This window comes from Trichococcus palustris, from assembly GCF_900114465.1.
GTDB classification, from domain to species: Bacteria; Bacillota; Bacilli; order Lactobacillales; family Aerococcaceae; genus Trichococcus; species Trichococcus palustris.
Genome location: NZ_FOTD01000010.1, coordinates 81,943 through 99,439 on the forward strand (window position 1 = coordinate 81,943; position 17,497 = coordinate 99,439).

A 17,497-nucleotide genomic window follows, 5' to 3' on the forward strand; every position below is an offset into this window, starting at 1 on the left:
GTAGTGAACTATGTTTAAATGGAATCTTTTATTTGAAGACCTGTTCTCTATAGCAACTGTCATTCCAGGCACGTTGTCTATGTCATTGGTAATTTTACTATCCGGCATTATCATCGGCGGAATCTTGGCAGTCATCAGGCTATTTAAAGTACCGGTATTCGACAAATTAGTTCGTGCCTTTGTCTCGTATGTAAGGGGAATACCGTTAATCATCCACCTTTACATAGCATATTATACGTTGCCGAAATTATTGAACGATCTTCCCAACGTGCTTGAGCGTCCGTCCGAGCTATCGATTTCGCCTGTATGGACGATCATTATTTCCTATTCTTTGTATACTTCCGCCACGCAGTCAGAGAACATCAGGGCCTCATTGTTATCCGTGGAACCGGGTCAATATGAAGCAGCCTATTCGATCGGATTGACAAGATTTCAGACGATGATGAGAATTGTGTTCCCGCAGGCATTGAGAGTTGCCATCCCGGCCTTTTTCAATATGTATTTAGGCATCATTAAAGGGATGTCATTAGGCTTTACCATTGGCTTAGTTGATATGTTGGCGCAGGCAAAATTGAGTTCCGCCGTCAATTTCGGTTATTTAGAATCGTACACAGCAGCAGGGATACTCTATTGGGCTTTGTGTTGCGTGCTGACACTGTTGTTCAGCAAGTTAGAGGCAAGACATTCTGAAGGCATCTTCACCACCAATAAAAAATGGGAGCGAAAATTATGGATAAAATCGATAGAATTAAAGCAGCGCTAAATTCAGAGGAAGTTGATTATGTACCCTCAAATATTTGGATGCATTACTCAGCGGCCGATCAGGATCCCCGGACTTTAGCGGAAGCACAAACCGAGTTTGCCCAAAAATATAATTTTGATTTTATAAAACTGATGCCTTTCGGGCTGTATGGCGTACAGGATTATGGCGCTAAAGTTAAGATATTCAACAAGGTCAATGAACCGCCGATCGTTGCTGACTACGGCATCCATGAAATCGATGATTGGGGAAAGATTGACGTGCTTCCCGGATACTATGGAACATTCGGCAAGCAAGTTCAGCTGGCGCAGCATACAGCCAAATTGACGCAAGGAAAGATTCCCTTCATACAAACGATATTCAGTCCGCTCACAAACGCAAGAAAATTAGCCGGCGACAGAATTCTATGGGATATGAAGGAAAATCCGAAATTGGTCAAACAAGCCTTGCAGGCCATTACCGAGACAACGATCAATTTTGTCAAAGCCAATATCGAAGCGGGTGTACATGGCTTCTTTTTCGCTACGCAATGCGCGAATTATGACTTTCTGACGGAAGAGGAATACCTGGAATTTGGTCAATACTATGATCTGCAGGTGATTAATGCGTATAAAGATGTAACCTATTTCAATGTGGCGCATATTCATGGCGATAATGTCATGTTCGATTTAATTGAAAAATACCCGGTGAATTGCATCAATTGGCACGATCGCTGGACATCGATCTCGTTGACGGAAGCAAGGAAAAGGACAGATAAGTGCTTGTTGGGCGGCATCCGCGAAGTTCCCTACTATAATCAAAAGAACGAGGTCATCCGGGAAAGCTTATTGGTATCCGGGACGGTTTCAGAGGTTGAAGAGCATGTCATTGAAGCGATCGATGAAGTGGGTGGAAGAGGGCTTATTATTGGGCCGGGCTGCTGTTCCGATCAACTATCCACCGAGAAGAACATTTTTGCTGTCCGCAGAGGAATCTACAACTCTTCGCTTGTCAAATTAAGCTAGAAGGGCGGGAAGCAGGCAAAGCGGTGTTCGCTTTTGCCTGTCAAAACTGTTCGGAAACGTGTGCTTTTCACAAAGTCTCTCGGATGGTAGACTTTGTCTATGGAATTGAGATATACAAAAAAAGACATAGAAGAGGAAAGTACTTGCTGAAACGTTCTGCAGAGAGCTCTTGCCTGGTGAAAAAGAGTGGACGGAAGCATAGGGAAAATGGCCTCGGAGTTGATGCGCTGACAGGGTAACCCCTTAGGTGCGTCCGGATGCATCCGTTAAACATGCAACGGTATCAGGAAGTTTTTTTCTTCTTTGCACCGTTAGAGGTGGCAGCCGCAAGGTCGCCGCGAAAAAAGGTGGTAACACGATAAATACGTCGTCCTTTCTGGAGCTGATCCAGGGAGGCGATTTTTTTTACAAATTGATAGGAGGAAAACACATGGCAAACAACAGAAGGAAATTGATTTTTGACGCATTCGACAACAAGGCAACCGAACGGGTGCCGGTAGGGTTTTGGTATCATTTTGTGCTTGGGGATGACCAGTTCCGCGGATTAGAGAAGAAGGAAATACTGGCTGAGGTGATCGCAGGGCACAAGGAATTTTACGATAAATTCCAACCTGATTTCGTAAAAATCATGAGCGACGGCTTTTTCGGGCACCCGAGTCTGCTGGCTAACGAAGTCAATCAAGCGAGTGACCTGTACAACATAAAGGCGGTAGGGCCGGAACATCCTTGGATCACCGAGCAAGTCAAGCTGGTGAAGGAAATCAAGGAATCCTTCAACGGGGAGATCGCAACCTTCTACAATATCTTTTCGCCGGCAAACTATATCCGCATCAAGTTTGAAGCCTGGGACAAGGACTATGACAAGTTCATCCGCTTCTTCGAAACGGAGCCGGAAGCACTTGCCCATGCGCAAAATGAAATCGCCAAAGACATCGCGACATTGACCCAAAAAGTGATTGCGGAAGCCGGAGTGGACGGCATCTATCTGAGCGTTCAGAATGTCCAAAGCAAAGCGGCCACCAAAGAAGCTTATCAAAAATATGTCGCACCGAGCGAATTGGCGGTATTGGCTGCGGCGAACAGCTTGAGCGACTACAACATCCTGCATATTTGCGGATATGAGCACCACCAAAATGATCTGACGTTCTACCAGGACTATGAGGCGAAAGCATACAACTGGGCAGTCCATACCGAGAAAATCAGCTTGAAGGATGGAAAAGCCTTCTTCGGAAACAAAGCGGTGATCGGCGGCTTCGACAACAATTCCGGCACATTGCTGGATGCCGGAAGCGAAGCGGAGATTGCCCGATTTACGGTCGATATCATCCAGGAAACCGGTGAAACAGGCGTCATCATCGGGGCGGATTGCACCGTGAATCCTCAAATCGATCTGGATCGGTTAGCGTTGGTGCGTGAAACAGCAGCCGGTGTATCCGGCAACAAAAAAGAACCGGTAGAAGCATCACATCATTAAAAACACTCGTATTGCCTAAATCATTGCGGTGTTCGGAAAAAGCGGTCAGTTCTGATAGCGAATCGGTATTATTCTTACCAAGATGGACATGCTACAATCATGACCATAAAAGCAACGAGATTAGATTACAATGAGAAAATATCCGGATAGACCGGGAAGATAACGGGGAAAGGTGTGGTGTTGTGGTCGGAATCGTCATTATTGGCTGTGGAGATGTTTCAAAACATAGACATGCTCCGTTATGTCACCGCAATAAAGAGGTAGAATTGATCGGTTTTTACAATCGGACAGTTGCGAAAGCCGAAGAATTTCAACAACAATACGGTGGGAAAGTCTATCAAACATTAACGGATGTTTGGGCTGATGAAGCGGTGGAGGCCGTCATTGTTGCGACAAATGAACAATCGCATAGCGACATCAGCGTCGCCGCATTAGAAGCAGGCAAACATGTCCTGTGCGAAAAGCCCATGGCCGATTCGGTGCCCGCAGCCAGACGAATGCAGAAGGCAGCGGACAGAAGCGGGAAAAAACTGATGATCATCCACAATCAAAGGCTATATCCCGGGCATCAATTATTGAAACGGCTGATTACGGAGGGGACCCTCGGGAAAATCCATGCTTATCGGACAACGTTGGCCAACCAAGGCCAGGAGATCGATGAAGAGGGAAACGCCGCCCCGGATTTCTATGATCGCATCGGTCACACGAATGGTGCGTTGGCGCAAGTGGGGATCCATCGCATCGACTTATTGAATTATTTATTCAGTGAAGACCCCATTGTGCAGGTGCGAACACATAGCACTACGCAAAGTAAAACACTCGCAGATGGCGATCCGGTTCCCTACGAAGATTATGCAACCTTACAATTGCAACATCGATCGGGTGTACAAGGCACGCTGCTGACGAATTGGTTTGATTATTCGAACGATAGGCAAACCATCCTTTACGGCGAAAATGGCACTGCCGTAACCTATGCGGATGACCATTCTGTCACTCTCTATCGGAAAAACGGAGCGAGGGAGCAGCTGCACTATCCGCCACAAGCGGAAGGATACGCAGAGCCGCTGACACCCATCATCGAAAAATTTGTCGAAAGCATCAAACAAGATACAGAGCCTTTTGTAACAGGCGAACAAGGCACGCTGGCTTTACGCGTATTAGCCGCTGCGTATGAATCGCAACAGACACAAGCATGGACAAGGATCACACATGAGGAGGATGAACGATGACAGAACGATTTAATGGACGGAAACGGATTGAAGCGGCTATAGCGAAACAGCCATTGGACAGACCTGCCATCTCAGGCTGGCGCCACATGCCGTTGGTCGACCGCGATGTCGAGGCTTTCGCCAAAGCCACTATCGCGTTTACCGATGAGAATGACTGGGATCTGATCAAACTCATGTCACAAGGGCAATTCTTTGTCGAAGCATACGGAGCACCGATCACTTTCTCTACGGATGCGAAAGAATGGGCAGGCAAAATTTTGAAATATCCCATTCAGGAAGCGAAAGATCTGACGAAGCTGAAACCACTGCAGGCAGATAATGCCATCATCCAGCGGGAAGCTGCCTTTGCCCGGAACATTGTGGAACACTATCAAAAAGAAAAAGTGGTGGTTGGAACAGTATTTTCACCCTTATCTTGGGTGAAGCAATTTACGCCGGGGAATGATTCGATTGCACATATCGTCGATGGGCCGGAAGAAAGTCCGATCAAAGAGTTCCTGCAGGATCATCGCGAGGAATTGAGAACGGCATTGGATACTCTGCATGCATCCAATAAAGTATTGGTGGATGCGTTGATCGATGCAGGCGTGGATGGGTTTTTCATCGCTGAACAATACAGCCAAAGCGGGGATATTTCGGAAGACGACTACGCTATTTTCAGCAAGCCTTATACGGAAGATTTATTGGCCTATATCAAAGAGCGCACTTGGTTCAATGTGCTGCATGCCCATGGTCACGATGACCTCGCTGTCGATCGGATTTTAGACTACGATGTGCAAGCCTACAACTGGGAAGACGGCGGCGATGAACCGGGAAATCCATCCCGTTTGAGCTTCCAGAAACTGCGCTCCTTAACGGATAAAGTATTGGTCGGGGGAATTTCGCCGAAAAATGACTTAACCTTTTCGGACAACCCACAAGAAATTGGCGAATTATTAACAAATCGTTTGGAAGGCATCCTTGCCCAAACGGGCGACACGGGTGTTGTGTTTGCACCGGGATGTGCGATTTCCTTGGAAGCTAGCGATATAGCTTATCAACGTATTGGCGCTGCAGCCAAAGAAGTTTGGGCCACAAAAGTATAAATAAACTAATTTGGAGGAATAAATTATGAAGAGAAAAAGATTTTTTGCGACGGCGAGCTTATTAGGAATAGCCTTACTGGCAGGATGCGGCCAAACCAATGCGGATACAACGAGTGAAGCGACAAGCGGAACAGCAGCGGAAAGCACTAAAGTGACAACCGTTACAGTGGCCCATACGCAAAATTCGGTACCGATGGACTATGTCGATGACAAAGGCGTATCAACAGGGTACGAAGTCAGTGTATTGAAGGCGATCGATGACCTGTTGCCACAGTATGAATTTAAATATGTCCCTACTTCGGATGAAGATTTGCTGATCGGGGTTGAGTCCGGCAAATACGATGTCGGAACCAAAGGCGCTTGGTATACAGCAGAACGCGCCCAAAAATTCCTATTCCCTCAACATTATATCGGAGCGAGCAGTATCGGGATGCTCATCCGTTCTGAAGACGCAGCTAAAATAACGGACTTAGAATCGTTTGCGGCAGCCGGAAAGAGCTTGGTTCCGATTTCGCCAAACAATGCGCAATATAACGTGATCGAAGATTTCAATACCAACCATCCGGATACGCCAATCGCATTGACTCCGGCAGATACGTTTGAAGTTGCTGATGCCTATACGTGGTTGCTGGAAGGACGTTATGATGGGTTCTTCAGTGTTAAAACCGCTTATGAAGCGAATGTGTTGAAAGAAGGGGCACCGTACAGTCAGTACAAAGATAAATTTTCTTACTTCGTCTATGAAGCTTTGCCAACATGGCCGCTATTCAACAAAGACCAACAAGCTTTAGCGGATGCTTATGACAAAGCGTTTGTGCAATTGGAAGAAAATGGAACAATCGATAAATTGATGAATGAATTCTTGGGAGAAAACACATTCCAATACATCAAAAAATAACAAGCTTTTGCCATCAGGAGACAAACTTAGTCACAGCAGTGCGTTAAGCTGTGAGAGGGGTGTCTCCTATGGTCATACAGAGACTATTTAATAAATAGAGGGGGCAGGATGCATGAATCGTCCATTTGATTTAACTTATATTTGGAAGGCTGTACCGGAAATATTATCCGGGTTAGGCGTTACCCTCCAATTTTTGTTGGGTACGATCGTGTTCGGTGGCATTTTAGGTTTTTTGTCGGCTTGGGCAAAAATCAGCGGCCCGAAATGGTTAAAAGGGATTGTCCATGGCTACATCTGGATCATTCGTTGTACACCCGCCATTGTCATGATGTTTTTAGTGTTTTATGGCTTGCCGGAAGTGTTGCTCGGCGTCTTCAATATTGATATCAATAGTTGGAATCGCCTGTATTTCGTCATTATTTCATTGTCTATTTTATTTTCAGCTCCTTGCTCGGAAATTATGCGTTCCTCCTATTTAGCCGTTAATAAAGTGCAGCGTGAAGCTGCCATCAGTATCGGTTTGACGGAAGCCCAGGCTTTCCGCAGGATCGTCTTGCCGCAAAGTTTAGTAAGTGCGCTGCCGAATCTCGGCAACTCTTTTATCGGTTTAATGAAGGAGGGAGCCTTGGCATTTACGATCGGCATTGTTGATATCATGGGGAAAGGGCAGTTGATCATTGCCCGTAACTTCGGTGGCTATTCCATCGAAACATACATTGCGTTGGCCGGCATCTACTGGGTGCTGACGCTGATCATTGAAAAGCTGTTCAGCCTGACGGAGGCGAAACTTTCGGTCGGAAAGCAACCTGTACGCGTGCAATAGAAAGGAGCAAACCAGATGGCCATTGATTTACCCTATGTGAAGGAAATCCTGATTCTTGTTTTAAACGGTATTCCGACAACGCTGCGTTTGACAGTCATCCCATTGCTCATCGCGTTGCCGCTCGCTTTTCTTTTTGCAGTAGTCAGGCAAAGGAACGTGAGGATACTTTCACGAATCGTTCAAGTCTATGTTTCCTTCATAAGAGGAACGCCTTTAGTCGTTCAGATTCTAGTGATATACAGTCTGGTTCCAAGCCTGTTGAATGCCCTTGCGCTAAAAGGGGGCCTGGAATTGGATGTATTCGGGATAAACCCCATTTACTACGCCTATATTGTTTTTACGCTCAATACCATCGCTACCTTATCGGAAGTGTTCCGGTCGGCGCTTGAAACGGTGGATAAGAGGCAGTTTGAAGCAGCCATTTCGATCGGTCTGTTGCCGGTTCAGGCCTATCGCAGGATTTTGATCCCGCAGGCGTTGGTGGCTGCCTTGCCGAATATGTGTAATACAACCATTAATTTGCTGAAATCAACCTCATTGGCTTTTTTGATGTCCGTTCAGGATATTACGGCCATCGCCAAAACGGAGGCGGCATTTGGCTACAATTATTTGGAGTCCTATCTTGTTATTTTTATTGTGTATATCGTACTCTGCTCGCTTGTTCAAGTGATTTTCCAGCTGTTGGAACAACGAGTATCTATTTATAAAAAAGGCCGGGCAACCCCCAAAAAGGCAGTAAACCAAACGGTGCCCTTCGAGGGGACGATAAAGGAGGGATTTCATGTTGGCGTTGAAGAATATTCATAAAAAATTCGGTGATGTGGAAGTATTGAAGGGTGTGGATATCCAGGTTGAAAAAGGTGACATCGTCGTTATTTTAGGACCGAGCGGTTCGGGCAAAACAACTTTATTGCGCTGCATCAACTTTTTAGAACGCGCCGATGAAGGGACCTTGCTTTTCGACGACATCCATACCGACTTTTCGAAAGCAAGCAAAAAGGAAATCAATGCAGTACGGAAGAAATCCGCTTTTGTTTTTCAAAATTATGGGCTGTTCGATAATAAGACGGTTTTGGAGAATGTCACCGAAGGGCTTATCATCGGACGAAAAGTGCCGAAAAAAATAGCTGTTGAAACCGGCATAAGAGCGTTGGAAAAAGTAGGCTTAAGCGATCGCTTAGATTACTATCCTTCGCAACTATCCGGAGGGCAACAGCAACGGGTAGGGATCGCCCGCGCTCTTGCGGTGAATCCGGACGTCATTTTATTCGATGAACCAACTTCAGCTTTGGATCCGGAATTAGTCGGGGAAGTGCTGCAAGTCATCCGCAAGCTGGCGGATGAGGGTACTACGATGGTGGTCGTCACCCATGAAATGGCCTTTGCAAAAGAAGTCGCCAGCCATATCGTGTTCATGTCGGACGGCAATATTGTGGAAGAAGGCGATGCGGCATCCTTCTTCGACAATCCGCAAGAAGAGCGAACCAAACAATTTTTGCAGCGATTCCGTGCTGTGCAAGTTTAATGAATGCCGGGTCTGAGTTTAGTAAAGAAACAGAAAATGCCCGCCTTATCAAGCTATTGAAGCTTGACAAGGCGGGCATTATTTGTTGGGTTAAGCGTTTTTCACATCGGAGTGTTCACAAATTGCTTTGATGTTTTCCAAGGTGTGCATAGCGGAATTTTCTTCCATCTTGTCCGTCACCAGTTTATCGATGATCTTACCGAATAAGCTGTCCGGGGTGCCGAAACTGTCAATTTCAAAAGTCAACTCGGTACCATTGTCCTTTGGTACATACGTACTGGTTTGTTTGCTGGGGAAGTTCCCGGTCATCTCGCCGCTCCATTTTGCCCCTTCGGGTGTCATTTCGCACGCGGTTACTTCAATCGTTACCGGGAAGTGCATGCCCAACATCGAATATTTGGTTTTGACGATGGTCCCGACTTCGCCTTTACCGCTGATGCTTTCTGCTTCAGATAGGCCGTTGTAGAAGTGTGACCAGTTTTCAGGGTTTATCGTGTACTGATAGACTTTTTCCAACGGGGCATCGATGAAGATACTTTTTTTGAATGCAGTCATCTCTTGTTCATTTCCTCTCTTAACCTAAATGTATCCGGCTTTTGTAGTTTGAGACCTTTTCTTTCAACAAGTGCTTGGCAGGGGGAATCTTGCATACTTGGCTTAGGAATGGGCTGGAAAAGAAAGGCAATAGGATGCCTTTCAGGAAAGATTACGCTTTCACATGTTTATCATACTGCTCTTTTTCGCTTTTGTAAAAGCTGACTCATCCATCTTTTCGAAAAAATAAAAGCAGCGCTTAAGAGCTTGAAAGCTGGTTTCCTGCATAGTTCTTGTGACTGGGAATCATTCGTTTTGCATGAATGTGCTTTCTGCGCTGGCATAACGCGGTCCGATGTTCGGGTACTTCTTCACCCTGTGTTTGTGTTGCTTCCATATGAATGCGCTTGCGAAAAGAGCGCTGAAGCGGTAGACTGAAAAAAATGGAACATGTGCAAAAGGAAAGGGGATTCAGCTGGTGCAAGGGACTGTCTTCGCGGATGCAATTCCTGAATAAAGTAGAAGCATAATAGTGGTTTTTGAGAAAGAGAGTAAGACAGCGAAGGAGATGCAAAATGAACATAGCAGAAGTCAGCAAGAAGTTCAGCATCAGTCCGGATACCCTGCGCTACTATGAGCGCATCGGCTTGCTTCCATACGTGAAGCGGAACGAGAGCGGCTATCGGGAATACGATGATGAAGCCTGCGAATGGATCTATTTCACGTTGGTTATGCGCAGCGCAGGCATTTCAGTGGAAGCGTTGAAGACATACATTTCGCTTTTTCAGCAAGGGAAAAACACCATTGCGGAACGCAAACAGATATTGCTGGAGCAACGCCGGTTGCTGGCCGAGCGGATCAGCGAACTGCAGAGCGTGCTGGAACGATTGGATAACAAAATCGATGGCTATGAAGAGCGCGTCCTCAAATATGAGGATAAATTGTTCCAAAATAGAAACCAATACGAAAATGATGCAAGCCTATCAAGCCAGAATATATGATGGGCAATCGGTTGGGCCTCTCGTGCTGGAAGGCGTGAATATTCCAGGATATATGATAAAAATTGGATAAAAAATCGTAAGGGGGATTTCTGCATGGTTCGTTACGCATTTCGATCACCAAGCTTGTACATTCAAGGGGCTGGAGTCATAGAAGCATTGGGAAAGGAAGCATCCGTATATGGAAAAAAAGGCTTTCTTATTTCTGATGATGTTGTCTGGGGCCTTATCCATGAAAAAGTGGAGAACAGCTTAGGGGGCTTCCCCTATTACTATGAAGCTTTCAATGGAGAAGCCTCTCGGGAAGAAATGGTCCGTTTGGGTGAAGTCGTTTCAAAAGAAGCGGCGGAGGTGATTATCGGCCTCGGAGGCGGGAAAATCATCGATACGGCGAAGGGAGTCGCCGCTGACTGCGGCCTACCGGTGGTGATCGTGCCCACGTCCGTTTCCACGGACGCGCCAACGAGTGCATTGTCCGTCATCTACTCCGAGGACGGCTCCTTCGAAGCTTATCGTTATTACGATAGAAATCCGGATTTGGTGCTGGTCGATACGGCAATTGTGATCCAAGCACCGATCCGTTTTTTTGCCAGCGGCATGGCAGACGCGATGGCGACGTGTGTGGAAGCAGCGGCAACGAAAAAGTCCGGCGGAACAACGATTGCCGGAGGGCATCCGACGATTGCAGGGATCGCGATTGCAAGAGCCTGTGAGGAAACGCTTTTCCGGGATGGCATCAGTGCTTTGCGCGCCGTCGAAAAACGTGTGGTGACACCGGCTGTTGAAGCAATCGTGGAAGCCAATACTTTGTTGTCTGGTTTGGGTTTCGAGAATGGCGGTTTGGCTGGGGCTCACGCCATCCATAACGGTTTTACTGCTTTGACAGGAGAGATCCATCGCTTGACGCACGGCGAGAAAGTGGCTTATGGGGTGCTCGTGCAGTTGGTGCTGGAAAATCGCCCATATGGAGAAATTAAAAAATACATCGATTTCTTCCAAGCCATCGGAATGCCGACAACGTTGGAAGAAATGCACTTAACGACTACGACGCGAGCAGAGCTCATCGAAGTGGGACGGCTTGCCATTGCCGAAAGCAACACAATGGATAATTTGAGCAAACACATCACGGCAGAAGCAGTTGCGGAAGCGATCATTGCTGTGGATGCTTTGGTCAAAAACTGAACCCCACCGGAATAGAATTGCATCCAGGCTGACTGCGGAACATGACTTGCATAAGCCTTCATGGAAACTCAAAAATGGAAGGGATGATCTTATGATTATCGGCGTGCCAAAGGAAATCAAAAACAATGAAAATCGGGTGGGAGTGGTACCGGCAGGCGTGCACTTGTTGGTCCAAAACGGCCATCAGGTCAGGGTACAATCCGGAAGCGGCATCGGCTCGGGGTTCGTAGATGAACAGTATGAAAAAGCGGGAGCGACGGTGGTGGACGATGCTGCTCAGATATGGGCTGCAGAGATGGTTGTCAAGGTAAAAGAGCCCCTGGAGTCCGAGTACAAATACCTTCGTGAGGACCTCATCTTGTTTACCTATCTGCATCTGGCGGCGGCACCGCAGTTGACGAGGGCAATGCTGCAATCGGGGATGACTGCTATCGGCTATGAAACCATGGTAGGGGAAAAAGGCGACTTGCCGTTGCTCACTCCGATGAGTGTCGTTGCGGGCCGTTTGTCTGTCCAAATCGGTGCGCAATTCCTGGAAAAGCATTACGGTGGGAAAGGCGTCCTTTTGAGCGGCGTGCCGGGTGTTCCAAATGGGGAAGTCGTCATCCTCGGCGGCGGCGTTGCTGGACGCAATGCTCTGCAGATTGCGCTCGGACTAGGCGCACATTGCACCATCCTGGATATCAAGCCGGAAACACTGACGGAAATTGAGAACTTGTACGGGAATGCGGTCATCACGCTGCTATCGAACGAGTGGAACATCGCAAATGCCCTCAAGGATGCGGATGTCGTCATCGGAGCGGTCTTGATTCCGGGTCGGAAAGCACCGACGTTAGTGACGGAAGAGATGGTGAAAAGCATGCAACCGGGATCCGTGATTGTCGATATTTCGGTGGATCAGGGCGGCATCTTTGAAACGGAGGATCATACGACTACCCACGATGATCCTGTCTATGTAAGGCATGGCGTGCTGCACTACGCGGTGCCGAATATGCCGGGTGCCGTGGCGCGGACCGCCACCATCGCCCTGACGAATGTTACACTGCCATACGCATTGGAAATAGCGAACCAAGGAGCGTTGCAAGCAGCCGACAATCCGACCATCTTGACGGGATTCAACGTCCACAGGGGCAAGTTGACCAATAAAGATGTCGCCGAATCGCTTGGATTGGCCTATACGGCAATCGAAACATTGTTATAAGCGAGCGGCTGGACTTCTTTGTCCCGGCTGGTCATGCAGAAATGCCATTCGGTAAATATTCATTTACACGAAAATGCCCGACTTGCCAAGCTACTGGAGTTTGGCAAGTCGGGCATTTTTTATTTCAGTTAAGTCTTGGTGCTTTCCAATCGATCAGTCGAAATCGACTACGACGTCTTGGTTATGTTTTATTTTTCCGGTGTTCAGCAAGTGGATGGCCTTCTCAACGAGGTTCGTAAACACGACCAAGGTGACGGTGTCTTTTTCTTCCTTCATCCGGTAGGCGTAGTCCACCTTCAGCAATGGCTGACCGGCGGTGACGACGTCGCCTTCTTTGACGAGGGCTTCGAAGCCTTGGCCGTTCAGGTTCACGGTATCCAATCCGACATGGAGGATCATTTCCAATCCGGATTGTTGTCCGGATGCCCAGCGCGTGTTTGGTCGGGAAGACCGAGACGATTTCGCCGTCGACTGGCGAGTAGACAGTGCCATCCTTCATATCCGGTATGATGCCGAAGCCATCGCCCATCATTTTTTCGGAAAAGACAGGGTCATTGACATCCGAAATCGGGATGATGTGCCCATCGATCGGCGCGGAAGATGTAGCAGCCGCCATCCGCATGGTGGATGCCTTATCGGGGAAATAGGCTAAAGGAACGGACGCTGCGTGGCTGTTCGGAAGCACGGTTCAGTTGCAAACATTTTATACAGGAGTCTTTGCCGAAGTAGCGGTAAAGATTCCTTTGTTCGTTTCTATAGCGGTTTATTTTCCTGATTATTGTGATAGTTTTTCTTCGAACTTACCGTCATGCAAAATTTTCGGAGTTGTTTGTATATTTTCGTCCTGAGGGACGTAAATATTTGTGAGACGGGAGACTTTTTTCGGAACTATGTTAAAGAAACCCCATTGACATATTTTTTAAAACGATTTATAGTTACCTTGGGTAACAGTTGTGAGTGGTAATTATTTTATGTGGAAGGAAGTGGAAGAATTGGAAGGTTTTTTTCGCCGGTTTTTAAGTCTGTATCGTCCATTGGTTACAAATTTGAATGATCTGTTGGCCCCGTACCAGCTTTCTTATTCTTTGTGGCAGGTTCTATTTTATTTGAAAAACGAGGGGCCTTCTACACTTGTAGATATTTCAAATTATTACAATGTGGAAAAGCCAACGATTACAAGAAGGGTACATCGTTTAGAAGAACTGCAACTGGTAAGGCAAATTCCTAGTAAAGACAGACGTGAGAAGATCACTCAGTTAACGGCATTAGGAGAAGAGATTTACCAAACGTGCAGAAAGAAAATAACTGATTTAGAAAATAGTGTTATGGAAGGCATCGCCAAAGAAGAGCAAGAGGTTGCTTTTCACATTCTTCCTAAAATACAGCATAATATCAGAAATGGAGAGGGTAACAAAAGTGAGTAAAGCTAAATTATGGACGAAAGATTTTATCATTGTTTCCGCTATCAATTTTTTCTTAACATTGGTCTTTTATTTGTTGATCGTAATCATGGGGGTCTATGCAGTAAAGGGATTTAATGCTTCTGCAAGCCAAGCTGGTCTTGTAACCGGGATTTTTATTATCGGGGCTTTAATCGGACGGCTGTTTATCGGCCGCAGCATCGAGTCCATTGGGCGCAAGCGAACGTTATTCATCGGGTTAATCCTTTTTATTTTGATGACACTTTTATATTTTTTCAATTACGGTATCACCTTCCTGCTTATTAATCGTTTCTTGCATGGGATTGCGCTGGGTATAGCCAGCACAGCAACAGGGACGATCGTAGCCCAGATTATCCCGGTGACACGCAGAGGAGAAGGGATTGGTTATTACAGCATGAGTGCGACCTTGGCTACGGCAATCGGGCCATTCGTTGGAATATATATGAGCCAGCATACAAATTTTCAAATGATTTTTAGTGTCTGCCTAGCTTTGGGGATCGTCAGTTTGATTACAGCCTTCTTTGTTGATGTTCCGCCTTTGGAAGCATCCACAAAAACAGCTGAAACAAAAGGATTCAAACTTTCCAGCTTGATTGAGCCGAAAGCAGTTCCGATTGCATTGGTTACTCTGGTTGTAGCTTTCTGTTACTCTAGCGTCCTTTCTTTTATTAATTTCTATGCCCTTGAAATTAACCTGGTTGGTACAGCAAGCTTCTTCTTTCTCGTATATTCAATAGCCATATTGGTTTCGCGCCCATTCACAGGCCGTTTAATGGACGTGAAAGGAGCAAACTATGTCATGTATCCGGCCTTTATTCTCTTTACAGCCGGAATGCTGCTTTTAAGTTTAACCCACAACAGCATCACTTTATTATTATCGGGTATCCTGATTGGACTCGGATTTGGTAATATGCAGTCCTGCACTCAGGCGATTGCTGTAAAGTTGACTCCACCTCATCGTATGGGACTAGCAACGTCGACGTTCTTTATATTCCTTGATGCAGGTCTTGGATTTGGCCCTTATCTGCTTGGATTTATCATTCCATCCACGAGCTACAGTAGCCTGTATGCTATCTTAGGTGTTGTGGTCTTGGCAACTGCTATTCTTTACTTTTTACTGCACGGCAAGAAAGAAAGGGCTAATATCAATGTTTTAGCTTGATAATACAGGGGAAGGAACATTTCGCATAAGGGATGTTCCTTTTTTTATTAGGCAGTTGGGCATTGCTATCGGTTCTTCTTGACGGTATAATTCTGGATGTAAGTTACTAATCGTAACCATAAAGGGGGATGCATGATGCTGACAAAAGAGGAACTTCCTTATTGCCCAGTCGCCACTACGGTTGACCTGATAGGCAATAAGTGGAAATTGCTGATTTTAAGAGAATTATTGGCCGGGACAAAACGATTCAGCGAATTAAAACGTGCCGTTGACGGGATCAGCCAAAAAGTTTTGACAGAGAACCTGCGTGCATTGGAAAGGGATGGGATTGTAGACAGGGTCGTCTATCCCGTCATACCGCCTAAAGTAGAATATTCCCTCAGTGAATTAGGCGATTCTTTGCGTCCTATCATCACGGCTATGCAGGCTTGGGGCACCAACTATATATTGAATAAAGAAGAACTCAAGGCTGAAAGTGCACCAGAGTAGCGCCTTCCCTTGTTTTCCAAAGTTCGAGAGAGACTAAAAAATAGTCTTTCACGGGCTTTTTTTATTTCCTCGAGAAAGGAAATTTACCGAACATTCAATGGCATGGGTCCGGGTTACAAAAATGTGCCTACTTTACTGCGGCAGCTCATTCATATAAATTAAAGATAATGGTTCGAACAAGGGGTGAGCAGCAGGGCGATGAGTGATATATGGAATCCTTGGCATGGATGCAAGAAAGTGAGCGAAGGCTGCCGAAATTGCTATATGTATAGTCTGGACAAACAAAGAGACAGGAAAGGGTCAGATATCTACAAGGTAAAAGGGAATTTCGATCTTCCGCTCCAGCGGAATAAAAGAGGGGAATTCTATATCCCGTCAGGTTCTACCATCAGAGTGTGCATGACTTCGGATTTCTTTTTGAAGGAAGCGGACGGTTGGCGGGACGAGGTCTGGTCGATGATAAAAAAACGTTCCGATGTCTTTTTCTTTTTGTTGACGAAACGAATCGAACGTGTCCCGGAATGCCTGCCGCAAGATTGGGGGGACGGCTGGGAGAATGTGTGGCTGAACGTCTCGGTGGAGAATCAACGGGCAGCCGACCGCCGGATCCCCCAATTACTAGCGTTGCCGTTTAAACATAAGGGGCTTATGGCAGCGCCGCTTATCGGGGAAGTCAGGCTCGACGATTATCTGAAGACCGGTAAACTGGCCCACGTCATTGTTGGTGGGGAGAACTATGAAGGGGCACGTCCCTGCCATTATGAGTGGGTGGAACGATTATACCGAAGCTGCTTGAAACACAATGTGAATTTTGAATTCATAGAGACGGGAAATCATTTTGTGAAGGATGGGAAAAGCTATACGGTTCCAAAGCATCTGCAAGCAGAACAAGCAAAAAAAGCCGGATTTATATACAGAGGAAGATCGGTGGAAGTCCGGTTGACGGAAGTTGCCGCCGGGGAATCGTTGCCGCTTTTTGAGACAGGGAAACGTTCCCTGTGCGATCATTGCAGCTACAAAAAGTCCTGCAATCCTACGGGGGAGAAAGAAAGTTGCATGTTGGTCATATAGGGGACTTAGCACCCTGTGCGGTTCAAAATAGGCTGGGACTATTCGAGGCATCCCTAAATTTTGGCAATTATCCTACATCGATTTGGTCGCCAAAGCTAAAATACCCGAATATGTGCCACCTATCCGTTTATTTTGCCTACGGCCGAGCCCATAAACTCGGATGCTTAAGCTATTCGGGTCTAAACGCTTTTTGTCACACTCTTTTTTTGTGCGTTGATGGATCTGGGGTTACATTTAGGTAACTGCCTATTGAACTACCCCCATCTATGCATTCGCTTAGAGGTGGGGGATTCCTACGAACACCGAAGTATCCCCCGGTTAATTGAGTAGGCTATCCCCGCAGATTCCTGCGGTTAGAAGCCTTAAGGCTTCATTCTTGATATTGATGCTTGCGTTCAAATCCCGGTCATGCTGGGTGTGACATTTTGGGCACTCCCATTCACGGACGGCGAGATTCTTCACGTCTTTATTTTGGTATCCGCACCCAGAACACAGTTGGCTGGACGGAAAGTTTCGGGCCACTGCAACAATCTGCTTGCCGTACCAGCACGCTTTGTATTCCAGCATGGTCCGGAATTGGGACCAACTGGAGTCGCTGATGGCTTTTGCTAGCTTGTGGT

The 17,497-nt window shown here is 46.6% G+C and carries 18 protein-coding genes, 2 pseudogenes and 1 other annotated feature; of the genes and pseudogenes, 16 read left to right on the forward strand and 4 right to left on the reverse strand.

Annotated elements, in window-relative coordinates:
* The first annotated feature begins 10 nt into the window (after positions 1-10).
* From BM101_RS08275 to BM101_RS08315, 9 genes and pseudogenes are all read left to right on the forward strand, one after another.
* Positions 11-763: an amino acid ABC transporter permease gene (locus tag BM101_RS08275; RefSeq protein WP_087033796.1), complete on the forward strand. Its 753-nt coding sequence runs from the start codon at positions 11-13 to the stop codon at positions 761-763.
* Positions 730-1,764 carry a uroporphyrinogen decarboxylase family protein gene (locus tag BM101_RS08280; protein WP_087033795.1) on the forward strand — a complete coding sequence of 345 codons (1,035 nt, stop codon included), beginning with the start codon at positions 730-732 and terminating at the stop codon, positions 1,762-1,764. The genes BM101_RS08275 and BM101_RS08280 overlap by 34 nt, the downstream gene beginning before the upstream one ends.
* Positions 1,765-1,882: 118 nt before the next feature.
* Positions 1,883-2,142: a binding site (T-box leader), on the forward strand.
* Between the two features lie 52 nt (positions 2,143-2,194).
* Positions 2,195-3,238: a uroporphyrinogen decarboxylase family protein gene (locus tag BM101_RS08285; RefSeq protein WP_087033794.1), complete on the forward strand. Its 1,044-nt coding sequence runs from the start codon at positions 2,195-2,197 to the stop codon at positions 3,236-3,238.
* Between the two features lie 182 nt (positions 3,239-3,420).
* On the forward strand, positions 3,421-4,467 hold the full coding sequence (locus BM101_RS08290; RefSeq protein WP_087033793.1) for a Gfo/Idh/MocA family protein: 1,047 nt from the start codon (positions 3,421-3,423) through the stop codon (positions 4,465-4,467).
* On the forward strand, positions 4,464-5,552 hold the full coding sequence (locus BM101_RS08295) for a uroporphyrinogen decarboxylase family protein (protein ID WP_087033792.1): 1,089 nt from the start codon (positions 4,464-4,466) through the stop codon (positions 5,550-5,552). Before BM101_RS08290 ends, BM101_RS08295 begins: the two co-directional genes overlap by 4 nt.
* Before the next feature lie 25 nt (positions 5,553-5,577).
* Entirely contained in the window at positions 5,578-6,450 is an 873-nt protein-coding gene (locus BM101_RS08300) for a transporter substrate-binding domain-containing protein (RefSeq protein WP_087033791.1), read from the forward strand.
* 112 nt (positions 6,451-6,562) lie between these two features.
* Positions 6,563-7,273, forward strand: coding sequence for an amino acid ABC transporter permease (locus tag BM101_RS08305; protein WP_087033790.1), 711 nt, complete (start codon positions 6,563-6,565; stop codon positions 7,271-7,273).
* 21 nt (positions 7,274-7,294) lie between these two features.
* Positions 7,295-7,972: pseudogene (locus BM101_RS08310) on the forward strand (amino acid ABC transporter permease); the annotation flags it as partial.
* Positions 7,973-8,054: 82 nt separating this feature from the next.
* Complete coding sequence (locus BM101_RS08315) at positions 8,055-8,798, forward strand: amino acid ABC transporter ATP-binding protein (protein ID WP_087033788.1); 744 nt, start codon at positions 8,055-8,057, stop codon at positions 8,796-8,798.
* Between the two features lie 90 nt (positions 8,799-8,888).
* On the opposite strand, the gene BM101_RS08320 is transcribed toward BM101_RS08315, so the two are convergent.
* Positions 8,889-9,353, reverse strand: coding sequence for an SRPBCC family protein (locus tag BM101_RS08320; RefSeq protein ID WP_087033787.1), 465 nt, complete (start codon positions 9,351-9,353; stop codon positions 8,889-8,891).
* A 554-nt stretch (positions 9,354-9,907) separates the two neighbouring features.
* On the opposite strand from BM101_RS08320, the gene BM101_RS08325 reads away from it, so the two are divergent.
* The 3 genes from BM101_RS08325 to ald all read left to right on the forward strand — a co-directional run bounded on the left by BM101_RS08325 (position 9,908) and on the right by ald (position 12,713).
* A complete protein-coding gene (locus tag BM101_RS08325) occupies positions 9,908-10,333 on the forward strand; it encodes a MerR family transcriptional regulator (protein ID WP_087033786.1) in 426 nt (141 codons plus the stop codon).
* 93 nt (positions 10,334-10,426) lie between these two features.
* Positions 10,427-11,512, forward strand: coding sequence for a glycerol dehydrogenase (locus tag BM101_RS08330; protein WP_087033785.1), 1,086 nt, complete (start codon positions 10,427-10,429; stop codon positions 11,510-11,512).
* Positions 11,513-11,603: 91 nt separating this feature from the next.
* On the forward strand, positions 11,604-12,713 hold the full coding sequence (gene ald / locus BM101_RS08335; protein ID WP_087033784.1) for an alanine dehydrogenase: 1,110 nt from the start codon (positions 11,604-11,606) through the stop codon (positions 12,711-12,713).
* 153 nt (positions 12,714-12,866) lie between these two features.
* Here ald and BM101_RS14495 read toward each other — a convergent pair whose 3' ends face one another.
* Both BM101_RS14495 and BM101_RS14575 read right to left on the reverse strand, forming a co-directional pair.
* Positions 12,867-13,205 (reverse strand): PTS sugar transporter subunit IIA, encoded by a 339-nt coding sequence (locus BM101_RS14495; protein WP_409373498.1) that lies wholly within the window; start codon positions 13,203-13,205, stop codon positions 12,867-12,869.
* Positions 13,186-13,335: pseudogene (locus tag BM101_RS14575) on the reverse strand (PTS glucose transporter subunit IIA); the annotation flags it as partial. The pseudogene BM101_RS14575 and the gene BM101_RS14495, both read right to left, overlap by 20 nt.
* 361 nt (positions 13,336-13,696) lie before the next feature.
* Here BM101_RS14575 and BM101_RS08345 point away from each other — a divergent pair.
* The 4 genes from BM101_RS08345 to BM101_RS08360 all read left to right on the forward strand — a co-directional run bounded on the left by BM101_RS08345 (position 13,697) and on the right by BM101_RS08360 (position 16,877).
* Positions 13,697-14,137 carry a MarR family winged helix-turn-helix transcriptional regulator gene (locus BM101_RS08345; protein WP_218149907.1) on the forward strand — a complete coding sequence of 147 codons (441 nt, stop codon included), beginning with the start codon at positions 13,697-13,699 and terminating at the stop codon, positions 14,135-14,137.
* On the forward strand, positions 14,130-15,317 hold the full coding sequence (locus tag BM101_RS08350) for an MFS transporter (RefSeq protein ID WP_218149908.1): 1,188 nt from the start codon (positions 14,130-14,132) through the stop codon (positions 15,315-15,317). The genes BM101_RS08345 and BM101_RS08350 overlap by 8 nt, the downstream gene beginning before the upstream one ends.
* 135 nt (positions 15,318-15,452) lie before the next feature.
* Complete coding sequence (locus BM101_RS08355) at positions 15,453-15,806, forward strand: winged helix-turn-helix transcriptional regulator (protein ID WP_087033781.1); 354 nt, start codon at positions 15,453-15,455, stop codon at positions 15,804-15,806.
* A 198-nt stretch (positions 15,807-16,004) separates the two neighbouring features.
* The gene (locus BM101_RS08360) at positions 16,005-16,877 is read left to right on the forward strand and encodes a DUF5131 family protein (protein WP_087033780.1); all 873 of its coding nucleotides are present in this window, start codon (positions 16,005-16,007) and stop codon (positions 16,875-16,877) included.
* Positions 16,878-17,195: 318 nt separating this feature from the next.
* On the opposite strand, the gene BM101_RS08365 is transcribed toward BM101_RS08360, so the two are convergent.
* Positions 17,196-17,497 (reverse strand): RNA-guided endonuclease TnpB family protein (locus tag BM101_RS08365; RefSeq protein WP_143084447.1); only part of this gene is annotated, 302 nt, incomplete at its 5' end.